This window comes from Agrobacterium sp. DSM 25558, assembly GCF_900100825.1.
GTDB lineage: Bacteria > Pseudomonadota > Alphaproteobacteria > Rhizobiales > Rhizobiaceae > Agrobacterium.
On sequence record NZ_FMUD01000003.1, the window covers coordinates 25,183 to 41,948 of the forward strand.

Sequence of the window (16,766 nt, forward strand, 5' to 3'; positions counted from 1 at the left end):
CCGCCTTATTCGGCAGCTTCGCCTTCGCTCTTCTTCTCAGCCGAAACTTCCTTGCCGGTTGTCTGGTCGACAACCTTCATGGACAGGCGAACCTTGCCGCGCTCATCGAAGCCCATCAGCTTGACCCAAACCTTGTCGCCTTCCTTGACGACGTCGGAGGTCTTGGCAACACGGTCGGCTGCCAGCTGCGAGATGTGAACGAGGCCGTCACGTGCGCCGAAGAAGTTGACGAATGCGCCGAAGTCAGCGGTCTTCACGACTGTGCCTTCGTAGATAAGACCAACTTCAGGCTCTGCAACGATGGAGTGGATCCACTTGCGGGCTGCTTCGATTTCCTTGCCGGAAGAAGACGCGATCTTCACGGTGCCATCGTCTTCGATGTTGATCTTCGCGCCGGTCTTTTCGACGATTTCGCGAATGACCTTGCCGCCGGAGCCGATGACTTCACGAATCTTGTCGACCGGAATGTTCATGACTTCGATGCGTGGAGCAAATTCGCCGAGCTGCGATCGACCTTCGGTGATGGCGTTGGCCATTTCGCCCAGGATGTGCGTACGACCGCCCTTTGCCTGCTCCAGAGCGACCTTCATGATCTCTTCGGTGATACCGGCGATCTTGATGTCCATCTGCAGCGAGGTGATGCCGTCTGCAGTACCAGCAACCTTGAAGTCCATGTCGCCAAGGTGATCTTCATCGCCTAAGATGTCGGACAGAACGGCGAAGCGTTCACCTTCAAGGATCAGGCCCATGGCAATACCGGCCACTGGCTTGGCAAGCGGAACACCTGCGTCCATCAGAGCGAGCGATGTGCCGCAAACGGTTGCCATCGAGGACGAGCCGTTGGACTCGGTGATCTCGGAGACGACGCGCAGCGTGTAAGGGAACTGTTCGACCGATGGCAGCATAGGGCGGATTGCGCGCCATGCCAGTTTGCCGTGACCGATTTCGCGGCGGCCCGGGGAGCCCATGCGGCCTGTTTCACCAACCGAGTAGGGAGGGAAGTTGTAATGCAGAAGGAAGCGTTCCTTGTACATGCCCGTCAGGCTGTCCACGTACTGCTCGTCTTCGCCGGTGCCGAGTGTGGCAACAACGATGGCCTGGGTTTCGCCGCGTGTGAAGAGCGCCGAACCGTGGGTGCGTGGCAGCATGCCGACTTCAGAAACGATCGGGCGAACGGTGGACAAGTCGCGACCGTCGATGCGGCTCTTGGTGTCCAGAATGTTCCAGCGAACGATCTTCGCCTGAATGTGCTTGAAAACAGCGCCGATGACTTCGTTGGTGTACTTAGGTTCTGCACCTTCTGGGAAGAAGTGCGCCTTGACCTTGGCTTTGACGGCGTCAACTGCGTTGTAACGGGCAGCCTTTTCGGTGATCTTGTAGGCGTCGCGCAATTCAGCTTCGGCAAGGCCGAGCATTTCTGTTTCGAGAGCGGAAAAATCTTCCGGCTCGAATTCGCGTGGTTCCTTGGCAGCAACTTCAGCCAGCTTGATGATGGCGTCGATGACCGGCTGGAAACCGCGATGACCGAACATCACAGCGCCGAGCATGATTTCTTCGTTGAGTTCCTTGGCTTCGGACTCGACCATCAGGACGGCGTCCTGCGTACCGGCAACGACCAAATCCAGAACCGATTCGTCCATCTCGTCGAGATGTGGGTTCAGAACGTATTCGCCGTTGATATAGCCGACGCGCGCGCCGCCGACTGGGCCCATGAAAGGAACGCCAGACAGCGTCAGGGCAGCAGAGGCCGCAACCATCGACAGAACGTCCGGGTCATTTTCGAGATCGTGCTGAATGACGGTGACGACAACCTGTGTGTCGTTCTTGTAGCCTTCAGGAAACAGCGGACGGATTGGGCGGTCGATCAGACGGGAAACCAGAGTTTCCTTTTCGGAAGGACGGCCTTCGCGCTTGAAGTAGCCACCGGGAATCTTGCCGGCTGCGTATGTCTTTTCCTGGTAGTTGACGGTCAGCGGGAAGAAATCCTGACCTGGCTTCGGCGACTTTGCGGAAACGACGGTCGCAAGAACCATTGTTTCGCCGTAGGTTGCGATAACCGCACCATCGGCCTGACGGGCAACTTTGCCTGTCTCAAGTCTTAAAGGGCGGCCTGCCCACTCGATTTCGACGGAATGTTGATTGAACATATCTTGTCCTTAAAAGAAGCCTCGGTTCTCACATCGAAGGAAAACACGCGGGCTTTAACACGTCACGGGCAAGACAGCTGGAGGCTTTGGAGCGGCATATCCATCGATATGCGGTGACGCGTTCAGCGTAACAAAAGCATCCGGCAATCCTGCCCCATGACAGGTCATCGGTTTATTTCAGATGGCACCGGCCCATCCGGCCCATCTTCGTTTTCGGCGTCCTGTTAAGGACTGCCATAAGAAAACCGGCGGAAATTTCTTATCGAAACCCGCCGGGATTTGTTTTTAGCGGCGAATGCCGAGGGCACCGATCAGCTTGGTGTAACGGCTTTCGTCCTTCTTCTTGACATAGTCGAGAAGCGAACGGCGGCTGGAAACCATGGTCAGAAGGCCACGACGCGAGTGGTTGTCCTTCTTGTGATCCTTGAAGTGGCCTGTCAGGTTGTTGATCCGTTCGGTCAAAATTGCGACCTGAACTTCCGGCGAACCGGTATCACCTTCCTTGATGGCATATTCCTTGATGAGGGCGGCTTTGCGCTCTGCAGTAATCGACATCGGACGATCCTTTCTATTTAAGGAAAAACGGGACGCCAAGCACCGGGATGTCGTCCAGCACTGGCCATTCATTAGCGCGGGCGCTGCCCAAGCTGCCGCTGCCTATAAACCAATTGGTCTATAAAGGAAAGAGGCGATTACCACCGCCCCTCTCAGCCTATCAGTCGTTCGACGCTTTAGCCGAAAACGCGTTTGGGGCGGAATTCGCCTTCTGTGATGTCACCAATGGCAACCAGCTTACCGCGCGCGGTGGCATAGGCATCCGTTTCCTGCGTCGGTGCATCGCGGCCGCGTAACAGAATAGGGTTGCCCATTTTCAGACGATGGGCCTGGTCATCATTGATGATGAGATGAGGCAAGGATGAGAGGGCTTCAGACGTATCGATCAGATAGGCATCGAGTGCTGCCAGTCTTTCATCGCGGTCTTCGATGGCCTCGAATTCGACCAGCTTTTCAAGTGGAACCATGGCGTCTTCCGCAAAGGGTGCGACCATGGAACGGCGCAGTTGAGAAATGAAGCCGTAGCAGCCGAGATCACGGCCAAGATCGCGCGCCAATGCACGGACATAGGTGCCTTTTCCGCATTCCACTTCGAAATGTGCAGTATCGGCATCCGGGCAGGCGAGGAGGGTGATGCGGTGAATTTCAACTTCGCGCGCTGGAATTTCGACTGCTTCGCCGCTGCGAGCAAGATCATAAGCCCGCTCACCGGCAATCTTGATGGCCGAAAACTGCGGCGGGGTCTGAAAGATGGTGCCGGTATAGTTGGGCAGCAAATCCCGGATCGCCTGTTCAGCGGGACGGTTGGTCGATGAGTTCAGAACATCGCCTTCCATATCGTCGGTGGTGCGTTCTTCACCCCAGGTGACCGTGAACTCATAGATTTTGCGGCCGTCCATGACGTAAGGAACGGTCTTGGTAGCATCACCCAGCGCAATCGGCAGCATGCCGGAAGCCAAAGGGTCAAGCGTTCCGGCGTGTCCTGCCTTCTGGGCGTTGAACAGCCATTTGATCTTCGAGACGGCTTCAGTCGAGCCGAAATCGAAAGGCTTGTCGAGGATGATCCAGCCGGAAATCGGCCGTCCCTTGGGTTTACGATTTTGCTGTTTACGTGGTTTGGACATGCTTCAATTCTGTTCGTCGTCTTTATCGTTTGAAGGTCCCAGATCGCGCTGTACCTCCGGCGAGCGCAGGAGCGCGTCGATCTTCTTGTAATTGTCGAAGCTGGTATCGTCCCGGAAACGCAGTTCCGGCACATATTTCAGCTGCCGCAAATTCGGGCCAAGACGACCGCGAAGAAACTTGGCGTGGCGGTTCAATGCCGTTATCGTATCGGTGTGGTCGTCAACGCCAATCGGCGTCACATAGGCGGTTGCGATCTTGAGGTCGGTCGACATGCGCACTTCCGAAACGGAAATCACCGTCTTTTCGATCAGATCGTCATTCACTTCTCCGCGCTGAAGAATCTGTGTGATCGCAGCGCGCACCTGTTCGCCAACACGCAGCATGCGTTGCGAGGGCGCGGATGATGTTACTTTTGCCATTTTTATCAAGCCTCAAACAGAGCGAGCGCCGGTTAAGCCGGCGCCCGACAGTTTTCTTGTGTTGCGGCGAAACGCTTAGAGCGTTCTGGTGATGTGCTCTACGCGGAAGCACTCGATGGTATCGCCCGCACGGATGTCTTCGTAGTTCTCGAACGCCATACCGCACTCCTGGCCGACCGGCACTTCGCCGACTTCGTCCTTGAAGCGCTTGAGCGTCTTGAGCTTGCCTTCGTGGATGACGACGTTGTCACGCACCAGACGAACACCAGCACCACGTTCCACCTTGCCTTCGACCACACGGCAACCGGCAACCTTGCCGACCTTGGTGATGTTGAAGACTTCCAGGATTTCGGCGTTGCCGAGGAAGGTTTCGCGACGTTCCGGAGATAGAAGGCCCGACATTGCCGACTTCACGTCATCCACCAGATCGTAGATGATGTTGTAGTAGCGAATTTCGATACCAGCCCGTTCAGCCGCCTGACGTGCTTGCACGTTGGCACGAACGTTGAAGCCGATGATGGCTGCGTTCGATGCTTCGGCGAGCGAAATATCCGACTCGGTAATGCCACCGGCACCCGAGTGAATGATGCGAGCGCGAACTTCGTCTGTGCCGAGCTTGTCCAGCGAACCGATAATCGCTTCGATGGAACCTTGCACGTCGCCCTTGATGAGCAGCGGGAAGTCCTTGCGGCCTGTCGACTGCAATTGCGTCATCATCTGTTCGAGCGAGCCGCGCTGACCGGTCTGACGGGCAACAGCCTTATCGCGGGTCAAACGCTGACGGTATTCTGCAATTTCGCGAGCACGGCTCTCGTTTTCGACAACCGCGAAGCGATCACCGGCGGACGGTGTACCCGAGAGACCAAGAACCTCGACCGGCATGGCCGGACCGGCTTCCTTGACGTGTTCACCCTTGTCATTGACGAGGGCACGAACACGACCCCACTGGTCGCCAGCGACAATGATCTGGCCCGGACGCAAGACGCCCTTCTGAACCAGAATGGTGGCAACGGAACCACGGCCACGATCAAGCTGAGCTTCGATGACCGTACCTTCAGCCGTGCGGCTCAAGTTGGCCTTCAGGTCGAGAATTTCGGCCTGGAGAAGAACGGCTTCGAGAAGCTTGTCGAGGTTGAGTTTGTTCTTTGCGGAGACTTCCACGTCCAGAACTTCACCACCCATCGATTCCACGAACACTTCGTGCTGCAACAGCTGCTGGCGAACCTTTTCAGGGTTTGCCTCGTGCTTGTCGATCTTGTTGATCGCAACGATGATCGGCACACCAGCGGCTTTCGCATGGTTGATCGATTCAATCGTCTGCGGCATCACGCTGTCATCGGCTGCAACCACCAGAATGGCGATGTCGGTTGCCTGCGCACCACGAGCACGCATGGCCGTAAAGGCGGCGTGGCCGGGGGTGTCGATGAAGGTGATCTTGTGACCGTTTTTCTCGACCTGATAGGCACCGATATGCTGGGTGATGCCACCGGCTTCACCTGAAACGACGCTGGTCTGACGGATAGCGTCGAGCAGCGATGTCTTGCCGTGGTCGACGTGACCCATGATGGTGACGACAGGAGGACGCGAAACCAGTTCGCCGCCGCCATCTTCGTCCGAGACATTGAAGATGCCCTCTTCAATGTCGGATTCAGAGACGCGCTTGACGGTATGACCGAATTCGCCAGCGATGATTTCAGCTAGATCGGCGTCGATAACGTCGCCCGGCTTCATCATCTGACCTTCCTTCATCAGATACTTGATCACATCGACAGCCCGTTCGGACATACGCTGCGACAGCTCCTGAATGGTGATGGTCTCAGGCAGAATAACTTCGCGCATGACCTTTTCGCGTGTTTCCTGCATCTGGCCGCGACGGAATTTTTCCTGGCGACGGCGCATGGCAGAGAGCGAGCGGCCACGGGCCTGACCGTCTTCTTCCAGATTGGACGTAACCGTCAGCTTGCCACGACGGCGTTCTTCTTCGGTCTTGAGACGAGCGGCAGGCTTGGCCGGAACCGGTGCCGTGATCTTGCCGCGAACCGGCACGCCGGTACGGCGAGCGCCGCGATCGTCTTCTTCTTCGCCAGCGCGGCGGCCACGTGGGCCAGCGCTGTCGATCGGTGTAGGGGCAGCAGGTGCCGTGCGTGTCGTCTGAGGACGCGCATCGGGGCGACCGGTGCTGGCAGGGGTTCTGCTGGCGGCCGGTACCGGTGTAGTCTCTGCAGGTGCTTGAACTGGAGCGGGTGCCGGTGCCGTCTTGGCGGCGAGGGCTTCCTCAGCGGCGCGGCGCGCAGCCTCTTCCTTTTCGGCCACTGCGCGGGCTTCGTCTTCTACCTTGCGGCGAGCTTCGTCTTCGGCACGCTGCTTGGCTTCAACGATATCGCGAGCCTGAGCTTCTGCAAGAGCCCGACGGCGCGCATCCATTTCGCCAGCCGAAAGGTCATGCAGGACGGCACCACGTGGGCGGTCCGGCTGACGCTGTGGCTGCGAAGATGGCGCAGAGCGGTTCTGATTGTTATTATTGTTCTGGTTGCCAGACTGGTAAGGCCGCTGCGACTGAGGCTGCTGCGGGCGCTGTGCTGCTGCGGGCGTTGCAGCGGGTGCTGCTGGCCGGGCAGGCTGCGGCGCTGCCGTTACTGTCGGCGTAATGGGCTTTTCGTCTTCAGGACGCAATGGGCGGCGTTTGCGTGTCTCCACGACAACCGCGTTGGTGCGACCACGACCCATATCCTGACGCACAGTTCCCGTCGACGCTCCGCTCGGCTTGAGAGTGAGAGTCTTCTTGGGCTGTGCGTTGAGTGTCTTGTCGTCGTTGTTCTCGGTCATTCCGTTCCCGTTCCTTCGGACGAGAGCCGGATGACATTCATCAGGCCCTGTCTTTAACTAGCTGCATCCGAACGCGGTGGCGGATATCGTCCGATGACCGCGTCATTGTTCTGTCCGGGCAGCGTCTAAATCCGCTTGAGGTTGATCGCCATTGCGATACCGCTCGAGCATCTTTGCGCGCTTCACTACACCTTCACCCGCCTGCCCTGCAAGCACGCAAGCATGGATAAAAGCATTCTGGCCCATCAGTTCGTCCATTTCCTGCTCACTGAAGAGCCGAAAGGACGGTATTTCAGTCTCGGCACCTGAGCCGAGCGTCCAGGCCTTGCGGGCCTGATTTATCTTTCTCACACCGTCCGGCGCTGCATCCGTGGCGTGAAACACCGCAATGGCCTTTCCCGAACGCACGGCGGCATCGACTTTCGTAGCGCCGGAGATGAACTGACTGGCCTTGCGGGCCATGCTGATCATTCCGGCCAGTTGCTGTGCCATCAGCCGGTCCATCATATCCAGAAGGTCCGGCCCGGCTTTCACATCCGTCTTCAAGGCGCGCGCGAAAAGCTTCTTCGCAATGGCCTTTTCGATCAGGGCGCGCTCGGGTGTGACCCAGCAACCGCGCCCCGGCAATTGGCGTTTCAGATCCGGAACAACACTCTGGTCCGGGCCTGCGACAAAGCGGATCAACTCATCCGGCGATCCGATTTGCCGTGTCACGATGCACATCCGCTCGCTTGCGGTGCCTTCGAACTGCTCGTCATCGAACAGTTCGTCCGGCTCATGCGCTTGCGACATCATTCCTGATCGGCGGTATCCGCCTCCTCGGTCGCTACTGCTTCCTGCTGTGCGGCAAGATCTTCAGCCGTGATCCAGCCAGCCAGAAGGCGAGCCTGAACGATCATGTTTTCAGCTTCAACGCGCGACACGTCGAGTTTGGAGAACGTGCCTTCGAACTTCTTGGTTTCACCGTCCTTGCGTTCGCTCCAGCCAACCAGGTCGTCGGCGGCGCAGCCTGCAAAGTCTTCGATGTTCTTGACGCCTTCTTCACCCAGCGCGACCAGCATCTGCGATGTCAGGCCGTCGATCTGGCGAAGTTCGTCGGAAACACCGAGTTCCTTGCGCTTTGCGTCCATCTCGGTCTCGATACGCTCGAGATATTCCTTGGCGCGGGTCTGGATTTCAACAGCCGTGTCTTCATCGAAACCGTCGATGGACGAAATTTCGCTCAAGTCCACATAGGCCAGTTCTTCGACCTGCGCGAAGCCTTCGGATGCCAGAACCTGGCCGACCATCTCGTCCACATCCAGCGCTTCCATGAAGATGCCGGTGCGTTCGTTGAATTCCTTCTGGCGGCGCTCGGACTCTTCGGCTTCCGTCATGATGTCGATGTCCCAGCCGGTCAGCTGCGATGCGAGGCGTACGTTCTGGCCGCGACGACCGATGGCCAGCGACAGCTGTTCATCGGGAACGACGACTTCGATACGCTCTGCCTCTTCATCGAGAACGACCTTGGAAACTTCAGCAGGCTGAAGGGCGTTGACGATGAAGGATGCCGGGTCCTGGGACCAGGGAATGATGTCGATCTTTTCGCCCTGAAGCTCACCGACAACGGCCTGAACACGCGAACCACGCATACCGACGCAAGCGCCGACCGGATCGATCGAGCTGTCGTTGGAGATAACGGCGATCTTGGCGCGCGAACCTGGGTCACGGGCAACCGACTTGATCTGGATGATGCCATCGTAGATTTCAGGCACTTCCATGGTGAAGAGCTTGACCATGAACTGCGGGTGCGTACGCGACAGGAAAATCTGCGGGCCACGCTGTTCGCGGCGCACGTCGTAAACGAAGGCACGAACGCGGTCGCCGTAACGCAGGTTTTCCCGAGGAATCATCTCGTCACGGCGGATAATGCCTTCGCCACGACCGAGATCAACGATGACGTTGCCATATTCGACGCGCTTGACGGTACCGTTGATGATTTCGCCGATGCGGTCCTTGAACTCGTCATACTGGCGGTCACGCTCGGCTTCACGAACCTTCTGGACGATGACCTGCTTGGCGGACTGGGCGGCAATACGGCCGAAATCCATTGGCGGCAGTGGATCGGCAATGTAATCGCCGATCTTGGCGTCGACGTTGCGGTCGCGTGCCAGTTCCAACGGAATCTGCGTGCCGTAGTCTTCGGCTTTTTCAACGACTTCGAGAAGTCGCTGCAAACGGATTTCACCCGTCTTGGAATTGATGTCGGCGCGAATATTGGTTTCGGAACCGTAACGCGAGCGGGCAGCTTTCTGGATGGCGTCAGCCATCGCGGCGAGCACGATTTCGCGGTCAATGACCTTTTCACGCGCGACGGCGTCGGCGATCTGCAGAAGCTCAAGCCGGTTAGCACTTACTGCCATTTTTCTGTCTCCGTAAATCGCAAGTTGCGTTCTAACCCTTATCTCAGGGCTTACGTGGTAATTAGAATTAGTCTTCGTCTGCTTCTTCGTTCTGGTTGGCAGCGGCTGCGGCCTTGGCCTGCTTATCCGCCTTCAACGCGTCACGAATGAGGTCATCCGTCAAAACCAGCTTGGCATCTGAAAGCGTGTTGAACGGGATCAGAACCACAGGCTCCTCACCATAGGCGATCTGGTCGCGTTCAAGCTTGAAGCCGTCTGCTTCAATCTCAGCGATCTTGCCACGAAAGCGCTTGCGGTTGTCCACCAGGATCGATGTCTCGATCTTGACGATATGGCCCTGCCAGCGAGCAAAATCCGTCTTACGCACCATCGGCCGATCAATGCCGGGAGACGACACTTCAAGATGATACGCCTTCTCGACAGGATCTTCCACATCAAGAACGGGTGAAATGGCCAGCGAGACCGCTTCGCAATCCTGAACGGTCATGGTGCCGTCTTCGCGCTCCGCCATCACCTGCAATGTCGAACCGTTCTGGTTGGATAGGCGAACCCTGACCAGCAGAAAGCCCATGCCAGTCAACACCGGCTCGATGATTTCTGCGATGCGCTGGTCCACGCCTGTTTCGGTTATCAGTCTTGGTTCGGCTTCAGCCATTCTGGTCTTCCGGTCTTTATGTCTAACCGGAAACGCTTTGCACCGGTTTTTAAGGCGCCTAACGAAAAAGAGCGGAGCCTTTCGGCCCCACTCTTCATCAGACGATCAAGAATTTGATTGCACGTATAACTGCTTATGCCCGACATTGCAAGGAAAAGCCGGAACGCAACGAAATTGGCTTTCGTCACAATTTCAGCACAGGGCAGTTAGAAACAGTAGCGTCCTCTTAATCGGCGTCTATACTGACGCAAAGAATAACCACCAATCGCATCATTGGACTGCCCGTGCCCGATAGAAAATCCCCGCTCGCGCCCCTGCGGCATCCAACTTACAGAACAATCTGGTTTGCGAGCATCGCCTCGAATTTCGGCGGGCTCATTCAGGCGGTTGGGGCAGCATGGATGATGACGGCGCTTTCGTCGTCTGAAAACATGATTGCGCTGGTGCAGGCATCGACATCGCTGCCGATCATGCTTTTCTCTCTCGTTTCGGGCGCTCTTGCCGACAGTCTCGATCGCCGCCGCATCATGATTTCAGCGCAGCTTCTGATGTTGGTGGCCTCTATTTTGCTGACGGTCTTTGCCTGGGCTGAATGGCTGACGCCATGGCTTCTGCTGTTTTTCACCTTCATGATTGGCTGCGGAACGGCGCTCAACAATCCCTCATGGCAAGCATCTGTCGGCGAAATGGTTCCGCGTGAGGACCTGCCGGCGGCGGTGACGCTGAACAGTGTCGGCTTCAACATCACACGAAGCGTCGGTCCTGCCATCGGCGGTGTCATCGTTGCCATCTCAGGCGCTGCTGCCGCCTTCCTTGTTAACACATTCAGCTATTTTACGCTGCTCTACGCGCTGTTCAAATGGCAGCCACCCAAAAACACATCCAGCTTGCCCCGCGAACATCTCTTTGCCGCTATTTCCGCCGGCATGCGCTATGTCGCGATGTCGCCTAATATTGGCAAGGTTCTGGTTCGTGGTTTCCTGTTCGGCCTCTCCGCCAGTGCCATTCTGGCGCTAATGCCACTTGTTGCACGCGATCTGGTCCAGGGTGGTCCGCTGACATACGGCATCATGCTCGGTGCTTTTGGTGTCGGTGCGATTGGCGGCGCGTTGATCAGCGCCCGCCTGCGCGAAACATTGAGCAGCGAATGGATCGTCCGTGTCGCCTTTTTAGGCTTCGCCTTCAGTGCTGCCGTCACGGCGGTCAGCACGAGTGCGATCCTGACGGCGCTTGTGCTGACCGTTTCCGGTGCAAGCTGGGTCTTGGCGCTTTCGCTGTTCAACACTATCGTTCAACTGTCCACACCTCGCTGGGTGGTGGGACGTGCGCTATCCCTTTACCAGACCTTGACCTTCGGCGGCATTGCAGTTGGTAGCTGGCTGTGGGGCTCGCTTGCCGAAAATTACGGCCTGTCCTACTCGCTTCTCTGTTCGTGCGTGCTGATGCTGCTGGGTGTGGTGGTCGGCTTCAAGCTCACCATGCCGGCTTTCGCGTCGCTCAATCTCGATCCGCTCAACCGCTTTGTCGAACCGAACCTGCGGCTCGACGTCAAACCCCGAAGCGGCCCGATTGCCATTCTTGTCGATTACGAGATCGATGATAGCGATCTGCCGGAATTCATGACGATCATGGCCGAGCGCCGACGAATCCGTTTGCGCGATGGCGCGCAAAACTGGACATTGATGCGCGATCTGGAAAATCCTGACATTTGGACCGAAATCTACCATGTTCCGACCTGGGTGGAATATGTCAGGCATAACCATCGCCGCACACAGGCCGATGCTGAAAGCTGGGACAGCATTCTGGCGCTGCACCGGGGTGCTACCCGCCCGAGGGTCCACCGCATGATCGAGCGTCAGGCAATCCCACCGCAGGATGATATTTTCCATAAGGCTCATATTGATCCGCATTGAGCCCATGCAATGTGTGAAGCTTTTGGGGACAGAGAAATATTTCCCCGCGGCAGGAACTTTTTTTATCCGTCTCGATTGATGCGTCTGACCAAATCTGACGCTCGTCATCGGGCAAATTTAGCTCTGACACGGACGGCAGTGAACTGGCAGAGCTGAGTGCTGGCTAATAGCCGACAATGAGCAATACGAATACGCTTGTGGGGTATGAGATTGTACGGACAGACAGACAATATCGGCCCCATTCTCACACAATTGTTCAAGCAGGCACCGACCTTCATCGCTCTGTTGCGAGGTCCCGACCATCGTTTCGAACTGGCAAATCCAAGTTACATGAAGCTGGTCGGTCGCGAGGACCTTATTGGTCGCACCGTGGCCGATGCTCTGCCTGATGCTGGTGCGCAAGGCTTTGTCGGCATTCTCGATAACGTCTATCGCTCGGGGGAACCCTACTCTGCAAACGGCGCGCATTATGCCGTTCAGTCCGAACCGGGTGGGCCAATCACTGAGCGTTATATCGACTTCATTTATCAGCCTATTCTCGATGGCGACGGCAAGGTCGAGGCTATTTTCGTTGAAGGGTCTGACGTCACCAAGCGGACATTGGCAGAGCGCGAGCGCCGCGAAAGCGAAGAGCTCTACAAAGGCCTGTTCGATGCCATCGATGAAGGCTTTTGCGTCATCGAATTTTTCGACGGACCACACGGTCCCAACAGCGACTACATACACATACAGGCCAATGACGCCTATGCCCGTCACGCCGGTATTCCAAATGTCGTTGGCCAAAAATTGCGCGAAATGGTGCCCGACGAAGCTGATGCCTGGATTGCCCGATATGGGGAAGTCCTGCGCACCGGCAAGTCGATACGGTTTCAGCAGGAGCTTGTGGCGACAGGCCGATACCTTGAACTGGCGGCGGTTCGTATCGAGCCCGAAAGCAGGCGGCAGGTTGCCGTCATGTTTCAGGACATCACCGCTCGCCGACGTGCTGAAGTGGCGCTGGCGAAACTCAATGCGACGCTGGAACAGCAGGTGGAAGAGCGTACCGGCGAGTTGATGGTTGCGGAAGAAGCGCTTCGCCACAGCCAGAAAATGGAAGCCGTGGGTCAATTGACCGGCGGTCTTGCCCATGACTTCAACAATATTCTGGCAGGCATCAGCGGTAGTCTCGAGATGATGAACACGCGTCTTGTGCAGGGTCGTGTAGGCGATCTGGCGCGTTACATCACCGGCGCAGTCGGCGCGACGAAACGCGCTGCGGCACTCACCCAACGGCTGTTGGCATTTTCCCGCAGGCAAACGCTTGATCCTAAGCCGCTCAACATCAACTCTCTGATCGAAGGAATGCTCGATCTCATCACCCGTAGTGTTGGTCCAGGCATAAATGTGGAAACCGTCGGTGCCGCTGGGCTTTGGGCTACGAATGTCGATGCCGGTCAGCTTGAAAATGCGCTGCTGAATTTATGCATCAATGCGCGCGACGCCATGCCAGGTGGTGGCAAGCTGACGATCGAAACCTGTAATCGTTGGATTGATGAAAAGTCTGCGCGACTGCGGGGACTGGAGCCGGGGCAGTATGTTTCCCTCTGTGTGTCTGACACCGGAACCGGTATGTCGCAGGAGGTCATCGAGCGGGCATTCGACCCATTCTACACCACCAAGCCGATCGGGCAGGGTACAGGGCTCGGTCTGTCCATGGTCTATGGTTTCGCCGGACAATCCGGAGGTGCCGCCCGGATTTATTCGGAAGTGGAGCAAGGCACGACCATATGCCTTTACCTGCCAAGGCATGCAGGCGACTTGGAGGCAGTGGAAGAGCAGCATGAGGCGATATCAGATGCGCCGCGCGCCGATGGTGGTGAAACGATTCTGGTTGTCGATGATGAGCCGCTGGTCCGTATGCTGGCGGTCGAAGAGCTGCAAGATCTGGGATATTCCGTCATAGAAGCGGAAGACGGTGCGTCAGCGCTCAGAATTCTCAATTCAGCCCGAGATATCAGCCTCTTGATTACCGATGTCGGTCTGCCCGGTGGCATGAATGGTCGCCAATTGGCGGATGCTGCGCGCGTGAAACGACCGGAACTGGAGGTCTTGTTCATTACCGGTTACGCCGAGAACGCCGTCCTTAACCACGGCCATCTCGATCACGGCATGCATGTCATGACCAAGCCGTTTCAGCTTGATGTTTTTGCGCAACGGGTCAAAGCGCTCGCGCACCCCAAGCAATAAGGGCAGGGCCTATCCGCGAAGCGCCTCGGCGGGAGATTGTCGGTAGGCCAGCCATGCGGGCAGAATGGCAAGACCAGCAGCCACCGCCAGCAGTAACACGGCTTGTGTCATGTCCGCCTTGGCAAACTCAACCGGCATCACGACGCCACTTTTTGCGATGAGCATGCCGGTTATGATTTTCGCAGCTGCAAAACCGATTGCAAAGCCGAGTGCGATCCCCGTGGCAAACAATGCGAACAATTCCGTCCAGACGATCAAGGAGATGGACGAGCGCGGCGCGCCGAAGGCGCGTAATGCCCCGATCTGCTTTCGCCTTTGTACGATGTGCGTGAGCGTTACGAGAATGAGGGAGGCTGCCACCAGACCCTGAGCACCGAGGGCGACCACGGAGAGAACCTCTCGAGCATCTCCCAATGTGGCATAGAGCTTTGTCAAAACCTCTCCTGGGAACACGGCAAGTGTGTTGCCCTGCCGATACTGCTGGCGAAGCTTATAGGCATCGGCGATTGTTTTCGGTTTCACCAGAATGGCCGGAACACCCGGTGTCTCAGCCGTGAATGTCTCGTTCAATCCGGTCTCTTCACCCTCTGCATGATCATGGGCATGAGCTTCATGTTCTTGCGCTGTTTCATGGTCGTGACCACTCTCATGTGCCTCCATGCCGTGAATGTGCCAGACGGAACTGATGGGTACGAGAATGGCACGATCCCATGGCGTGCCGGTGGGCTTTAGTCGGCCCTGAACATGGTAGACGATCTCGGTATGGGTATGGCCGCCTTCTTCCGCTGCCCCGTGCATTGGCTTGATCTCCGCACCCAGTGGCAGATCAACCGCAGAGCCGATGACGGCGTCTTCGCCATCGGCAAAACCTTGACCTTCTACGAAGCCACCGGAGGTGTTGTCGATCAACGATGTCGTCGTCCCTACAATTGGGTAGCCGGCAAAGGAATCTCCGAAGCCGACCGGGCCTGCCCATGCAGCGCGCGGGTCTTTGGCCAAGGACGCCAGCGTTTCGCCACTGACCAGCGGCAAGGGTGCAGCCTGAAGGAAGACCGAGGACAGAACGAGTTGCGTTTCGCTGCCGGCCGCGCCGATGACGAGATCGAATTTGTCGGCAGCGCGCGCCGTTCCCAAGCGCAATGCACGTTCCTGCAATGTGACGGTCACGCCGAGCGCCGTTGCTAGAGAAACCAGCAACACGACAACCAGGGAGCCTGCCCAAAGGCGTTTTAGATCGGAGAGTATAAAACGGATCATATCATGTGTTCCCGGCGGTATCGCTCAAGATACGGCCATTGGCGAGTTCCAGGCGGCGATCGAGGCGTTGCGCCAGAAGCCTGTCATGGGTGATCACGATGAGTGTCGTGCCAGCTGCCCGCGCCAGATCAACCAGCAGACGGCCGATCGTCTCGCCATTATCGGGGTCAAGACTTGCGGTAGGCTCATCGGCGACGATAACGCCAGGCTTTCGCAGCAGCGCGCGTGCAATCGCGACACGCTGCATCTCGCCGCGCGACATGGTGTTGATGTTCTGGTCGGGCCGGCCCAGGCCGGTTTTCTCGAGCAATTCCGCTGCACGCCTGCCGTAATCGCGGCACATAGCGCGGCTCAGGCGAACCGGAAGCAGCACGTTTTCGATAGCCGAAAGGCCAGGCAGGAGATGAAACTCCTGCATAACGAGCCCGACATTTTCGCCGCGCCAGCGATCTCGTCTGGTTTCTGTCAATCCGGCAATATTATGATCACCCCAGGTCACCGTGCCCTCTTGGACGCGTTCAAGGCCGGTGATGACATTGACAAATGTACTTTTACCGGAGCCGGACGCGCCTGAAATCGCCATCATTTCGCCTGCGGCAACCTTCAGTTCGTCTATGGACAAAACCGGTGCGGCAAGGCCGGGATAGGAAACGGTAAGACCGGATATGGTCAAAGACAACATGTTCAGGACACCGAGTATTGCGCATCTCTGATGCGCACGAGGCTGACGAAACCCGTCTCCGGGTCGGTCCATGAACCGTGCTCCAAAGTTCCGGTCACTTCGATTGTCGTGCTTGGCTGCACGAAGGTCTGCTTTTCCGAGAGGTAGACGACGACGATATTGTCCGGCCAGTCCGAATCCGACGAGCAGAACGGGCAAAGCGCCATGGGGATTTCCGTCAGCACGAAAAAGGCGGCCTCTGCCTTTAAAGGAGGAGCCATAAAGCCCTTCATGCGGATTTCCTTGCCGGTCAACTGTTTCAGCTTATCGGAAAATTCCAGTCCTAGAACGCCGATCTTGCCATACATCTCATCGAAGGTGAGTGGCGATGGTGCAGCGAATGCACGCCCGGCGCAGAGCGTTACCCCCGATAGAGCGGCGAGTTTGAGCGAATGCCTGCGCGTGAACATGCGGGAATGGTGCGCCATGACGATCTCCAGTTCGACCTGTCCGGTATAGTCTGAAACGAGGACGATCCGGCCCGCATGATGCGAGCCGGACCACGTAATGTTCAAGCGTT

The 16,766-nt window shown here is 57.2% G+C and carries 13 protein-coding genes; 2 read left to right on the forward strand and 11 right to left on the reverse strand.

Annotated elements, in window-relative coordinates:
- Positions 1 to 5 precede the first annotated feature (5 nt).
- The 8 genes from pnp to rimP all read right to left on the reverse strand — a co-directional run bounded on the left by pnp (position 6) and on the right by rimP (position 10,129).
- Positions 6 to 2,147, reverse strand: coding sequence for a polyribonucleotide nucleotidyltransferase (gene pnp, locus DSM25558_RS03795; protein WP_077101959.1), 2,142 nt, complete (start codon positions 2,145 to 2,147; stop codon positions 6 to 8).
- 285 nt (positions 2,148 to 2,432) lie between these two features.
- Positions 2,433 to 2,702, reverse strand: a complete 270-nt coding sequence (rpsO, locus tag DSM25558_RS03800; protein ID WP_067649741.1) for a 30S ribosomal protein S15 — start codon at positions 2,700 to 2,702, stop codon at positions 2,433 to 2,435.
- A 176-nt stretch (positions 2,703 to 2,878) separates the two neighbouring features.
- Positions 2,879 to 3,826: a tRNA pseudouridine(55) synthase TruB gene (truB, locus tag DSM25558_RS03805; RefSeq protein WP_077101961.1), complete on the reverse strand. Its 948-nt coding sequence runs from the start codon at positions 3,824 to 3,826 to the stop codon at positions 2,879 to 2,881.
- A gap of 3 nt (positions 3,827 to 3,829) precedes the next feature.
- Positions 3,830 to 4,246 carry a 30S ribosome-binding factor RbfA gene (rbfA, locus tag DSM25558_RS03810; protein ID WP_067649736.1) on the reverse strand — a complete coding sequence of 139 codons (417 nt, stop codon included), beginning with the start codon at positions 4,244 to 4,246 and terminating at the stop codon, positions 3,830 to 3,832.
- A gap of 75 nt (positions 4,247 to 4,321) precedes the next feature.
- Positions 4,322 to 7,072 carry a translation initiation factor IF-2 gene (gene infB / locus DSM25558_RS03815; protein ID WP_077101963.1) on the reverse strand — a complete coding sequence of 917 codons (2,751 nt, stop codon included), beginning with the start codon at positions 7,070 to 7,072 and terminating at the stop codon, positions 4,322 to 4,324.
- Between the two features lie 102 nt (positions 7,073 to 7,174).
- Positions 7,175 to 7,867 (reverse strand): RNA-binding protein, encoded by a 693-nt coding sequence (locus DSM25558_RS03820; RefSeq protein WP_077101965.1) that lies wholly within the window; start codon positions 7,865 to 7,867, stop codon positions 7,175 to 7,177.
- The gene (gene nusA / locus DSM25558_RS03825; protein ID WP_077101967.1) at positions 7,864 to 9,474 is read right to left on the reverse strand and encodes a transcription termination factor NusA; all 1,611 of its coding nucleotides are present in this window, start codon (positions 9,472 to 9,474) and stop codon (positions 7,864 to 7,866) included. The genes DSM25558_RS03820 and nusA overlap by 4 nt, the downstream gene beginning before the upstream one ends.
- A gap of 67 nt (positions 9,475 to 9,541) precedes the next feature.
- On the reverse strand, positions 9,542 to 10,129 hold the full coding sequence (rimP, locus tag DSM25558_RS03830; protein ID WP_077101969.1) for a ribosome maturation factor RimP: 588 nt from the start codon (positions 10,127 to 10,129) through the stop codon (positions 9,542 to 9,544).
- A 284-nt stretch (positions 10,130 to 10,413) separates the two neighbouring features.
- Here rimP and DSM25558_RS03835 point away from each other — a divergent pair, with 284 nt between their 5' ends.
- Both DSM25558_RS03835 and DSM25558_RS03840 read left to right on the forward strand, forming a co-directional pair.
- Entirely contained in the window at positions 10,414 to 12,042 is a 1,629-nt protein-coding gene (locus DSM25558_RS03835) for an MFS transporter (protein ID WP_077101971.1), read from the forward strand.
- A gap of 210 nt (positions 12,043 to 12,252) precedes the next feature.
- On the forward strand, positions 12,253 to 14,268 hold the full coding sequence (locus tag DSM25558_RS03840) for a hybrid sensor histidine kinase/response regulator (protein ID WP_244554108.1): 2,016 nt from the start codon (positions 12,253 to 12,255) through the stop codon (positions 14,266 to 14,268).
- 9 nt (positions 14,269 to 14,277) lie between these two features.
- On the opposite strand, the gene DSM25558_RS03845 is transcribed toward DSM25558_RS03840, so the two are convergent.
- From DSM25558_RS03845 to DSM25558_RS03855, 3 genes are read right to left on the reverse strand one after another with little or no spacing between them, the layout of a single operon-like run.
- Entirely contained in the window at positions 14,278 to 15,525 is a 1,248-nt protein-coding gene (locus DSM25558_RS03845) for an FtsX-like permease family protein (protein WP_077101975.1), read from the reverse strand.
- 1 nt (position 15,526) lies between these two features.
- Positions 15,527 to 16,207: an ABC transporter ATP-binding protein gene (locus DSM25558_RS03850; RefSeq protein ID WP_077101977.1), complete on the reverse strand. Its 681-nt coding sequence runs from the start codon at positions 16,205 to 16,207 to the stop codon at positions 15,527 to 15,529.
- Between the two features lie 2 nt (positions 16,208 to 16,209).
- On the reverse strand, positions 16,210 to 16,674 hold the full coding sequence (locus DSM25558_RS03855) for a hypothetical protein (RefSeq protein WP_077102320.1): 465 nt from the start codon (positions 16,672 to 16,674) through the stop codon (positions 16,210 to 16,212).
- Positions 16,675 to 16,766: the final 92 nt, after the last annotated feature.

Excerpts from the sequence above, each read along its gene's own strand:
- DSM25558_RS03855 (WP_077102320.1), bottom strand. The coding sequence starts at position 16,674 with ATGGCGCACCATTCCCGCATGTTCACGCGCAGGCATTCGCTCAAACTC.
- rpsO (WP_067649741.1), bottom strand. The coding sequence starts at position 2,702 with ATGTCGATTACTGCAGAGCGCAAAGCCGCCCTCATCAAGGAATATGCC.
- DSM25558_RS03845 (WP_077101975.1), bottom strand. The coding sequence starts at position 15,525 with ATGATCCGTTTTATACTCTCCGATCTAAAACGCCTTTGGGCAGGCTCC.
- rbfA (WP_067649736.1), bottom strand. The coding sequence starts at position 4,246 with ATGGCAAAAGTAACATCATCCGCGCCCTCGCAACGCATGCTGCGTGTT.
- nusA (WP_077101967.1), bottom strand. The coding sequence starts at position 9,474 with ATGGCAGTAAGTGCTAACCGGCTTGAGCTTCTGCAGATCGCCGACGCC.
- DSM25558_RS03850 (WP_077101977.1), bottom strand. The coding sequence starts at position 16,207 with ATGTTGTCTTTGACCATATCCGGTCTTACCGTTTCCTATCCCGGCCTT.
- truB (WP_077101961.1), bottom strand. The coding sequence starts at position 3,826 with ATGTCCAAACCACGTAAACAGCAAAATCGTAAACCCAAGGGACGGCCG.
- DSM25558_RS03820 (WP_077101965.1), bottom strand. The coding sequence starts at position 7,867 with ATGATGTCGCAAGCGCATGAGCCGGACGAACTGTTCGATGACGAGCAG.
- pnp (WP_077101959.1), bottom strand. The coding sequence starts at position 2,147 with ATGTTCAATCAACATTCCGTCGAAATCGAGTGGGCAGGCCGCCCTTTA.
- rimP (WP_077101969.1), bottom strand. The coding sequence starts at position 10,129 with ATGGCTGAAGCCGAACCAAGACTGATAACCGAAACAGGCGTGGACCAG.
- infB (WP_077101963.1), bottom strand. The coding sequence starts at position 7,072 with ATGACCGAGAACAACGACGACAAGACACTCAACGCACAGCCCAAGAAG.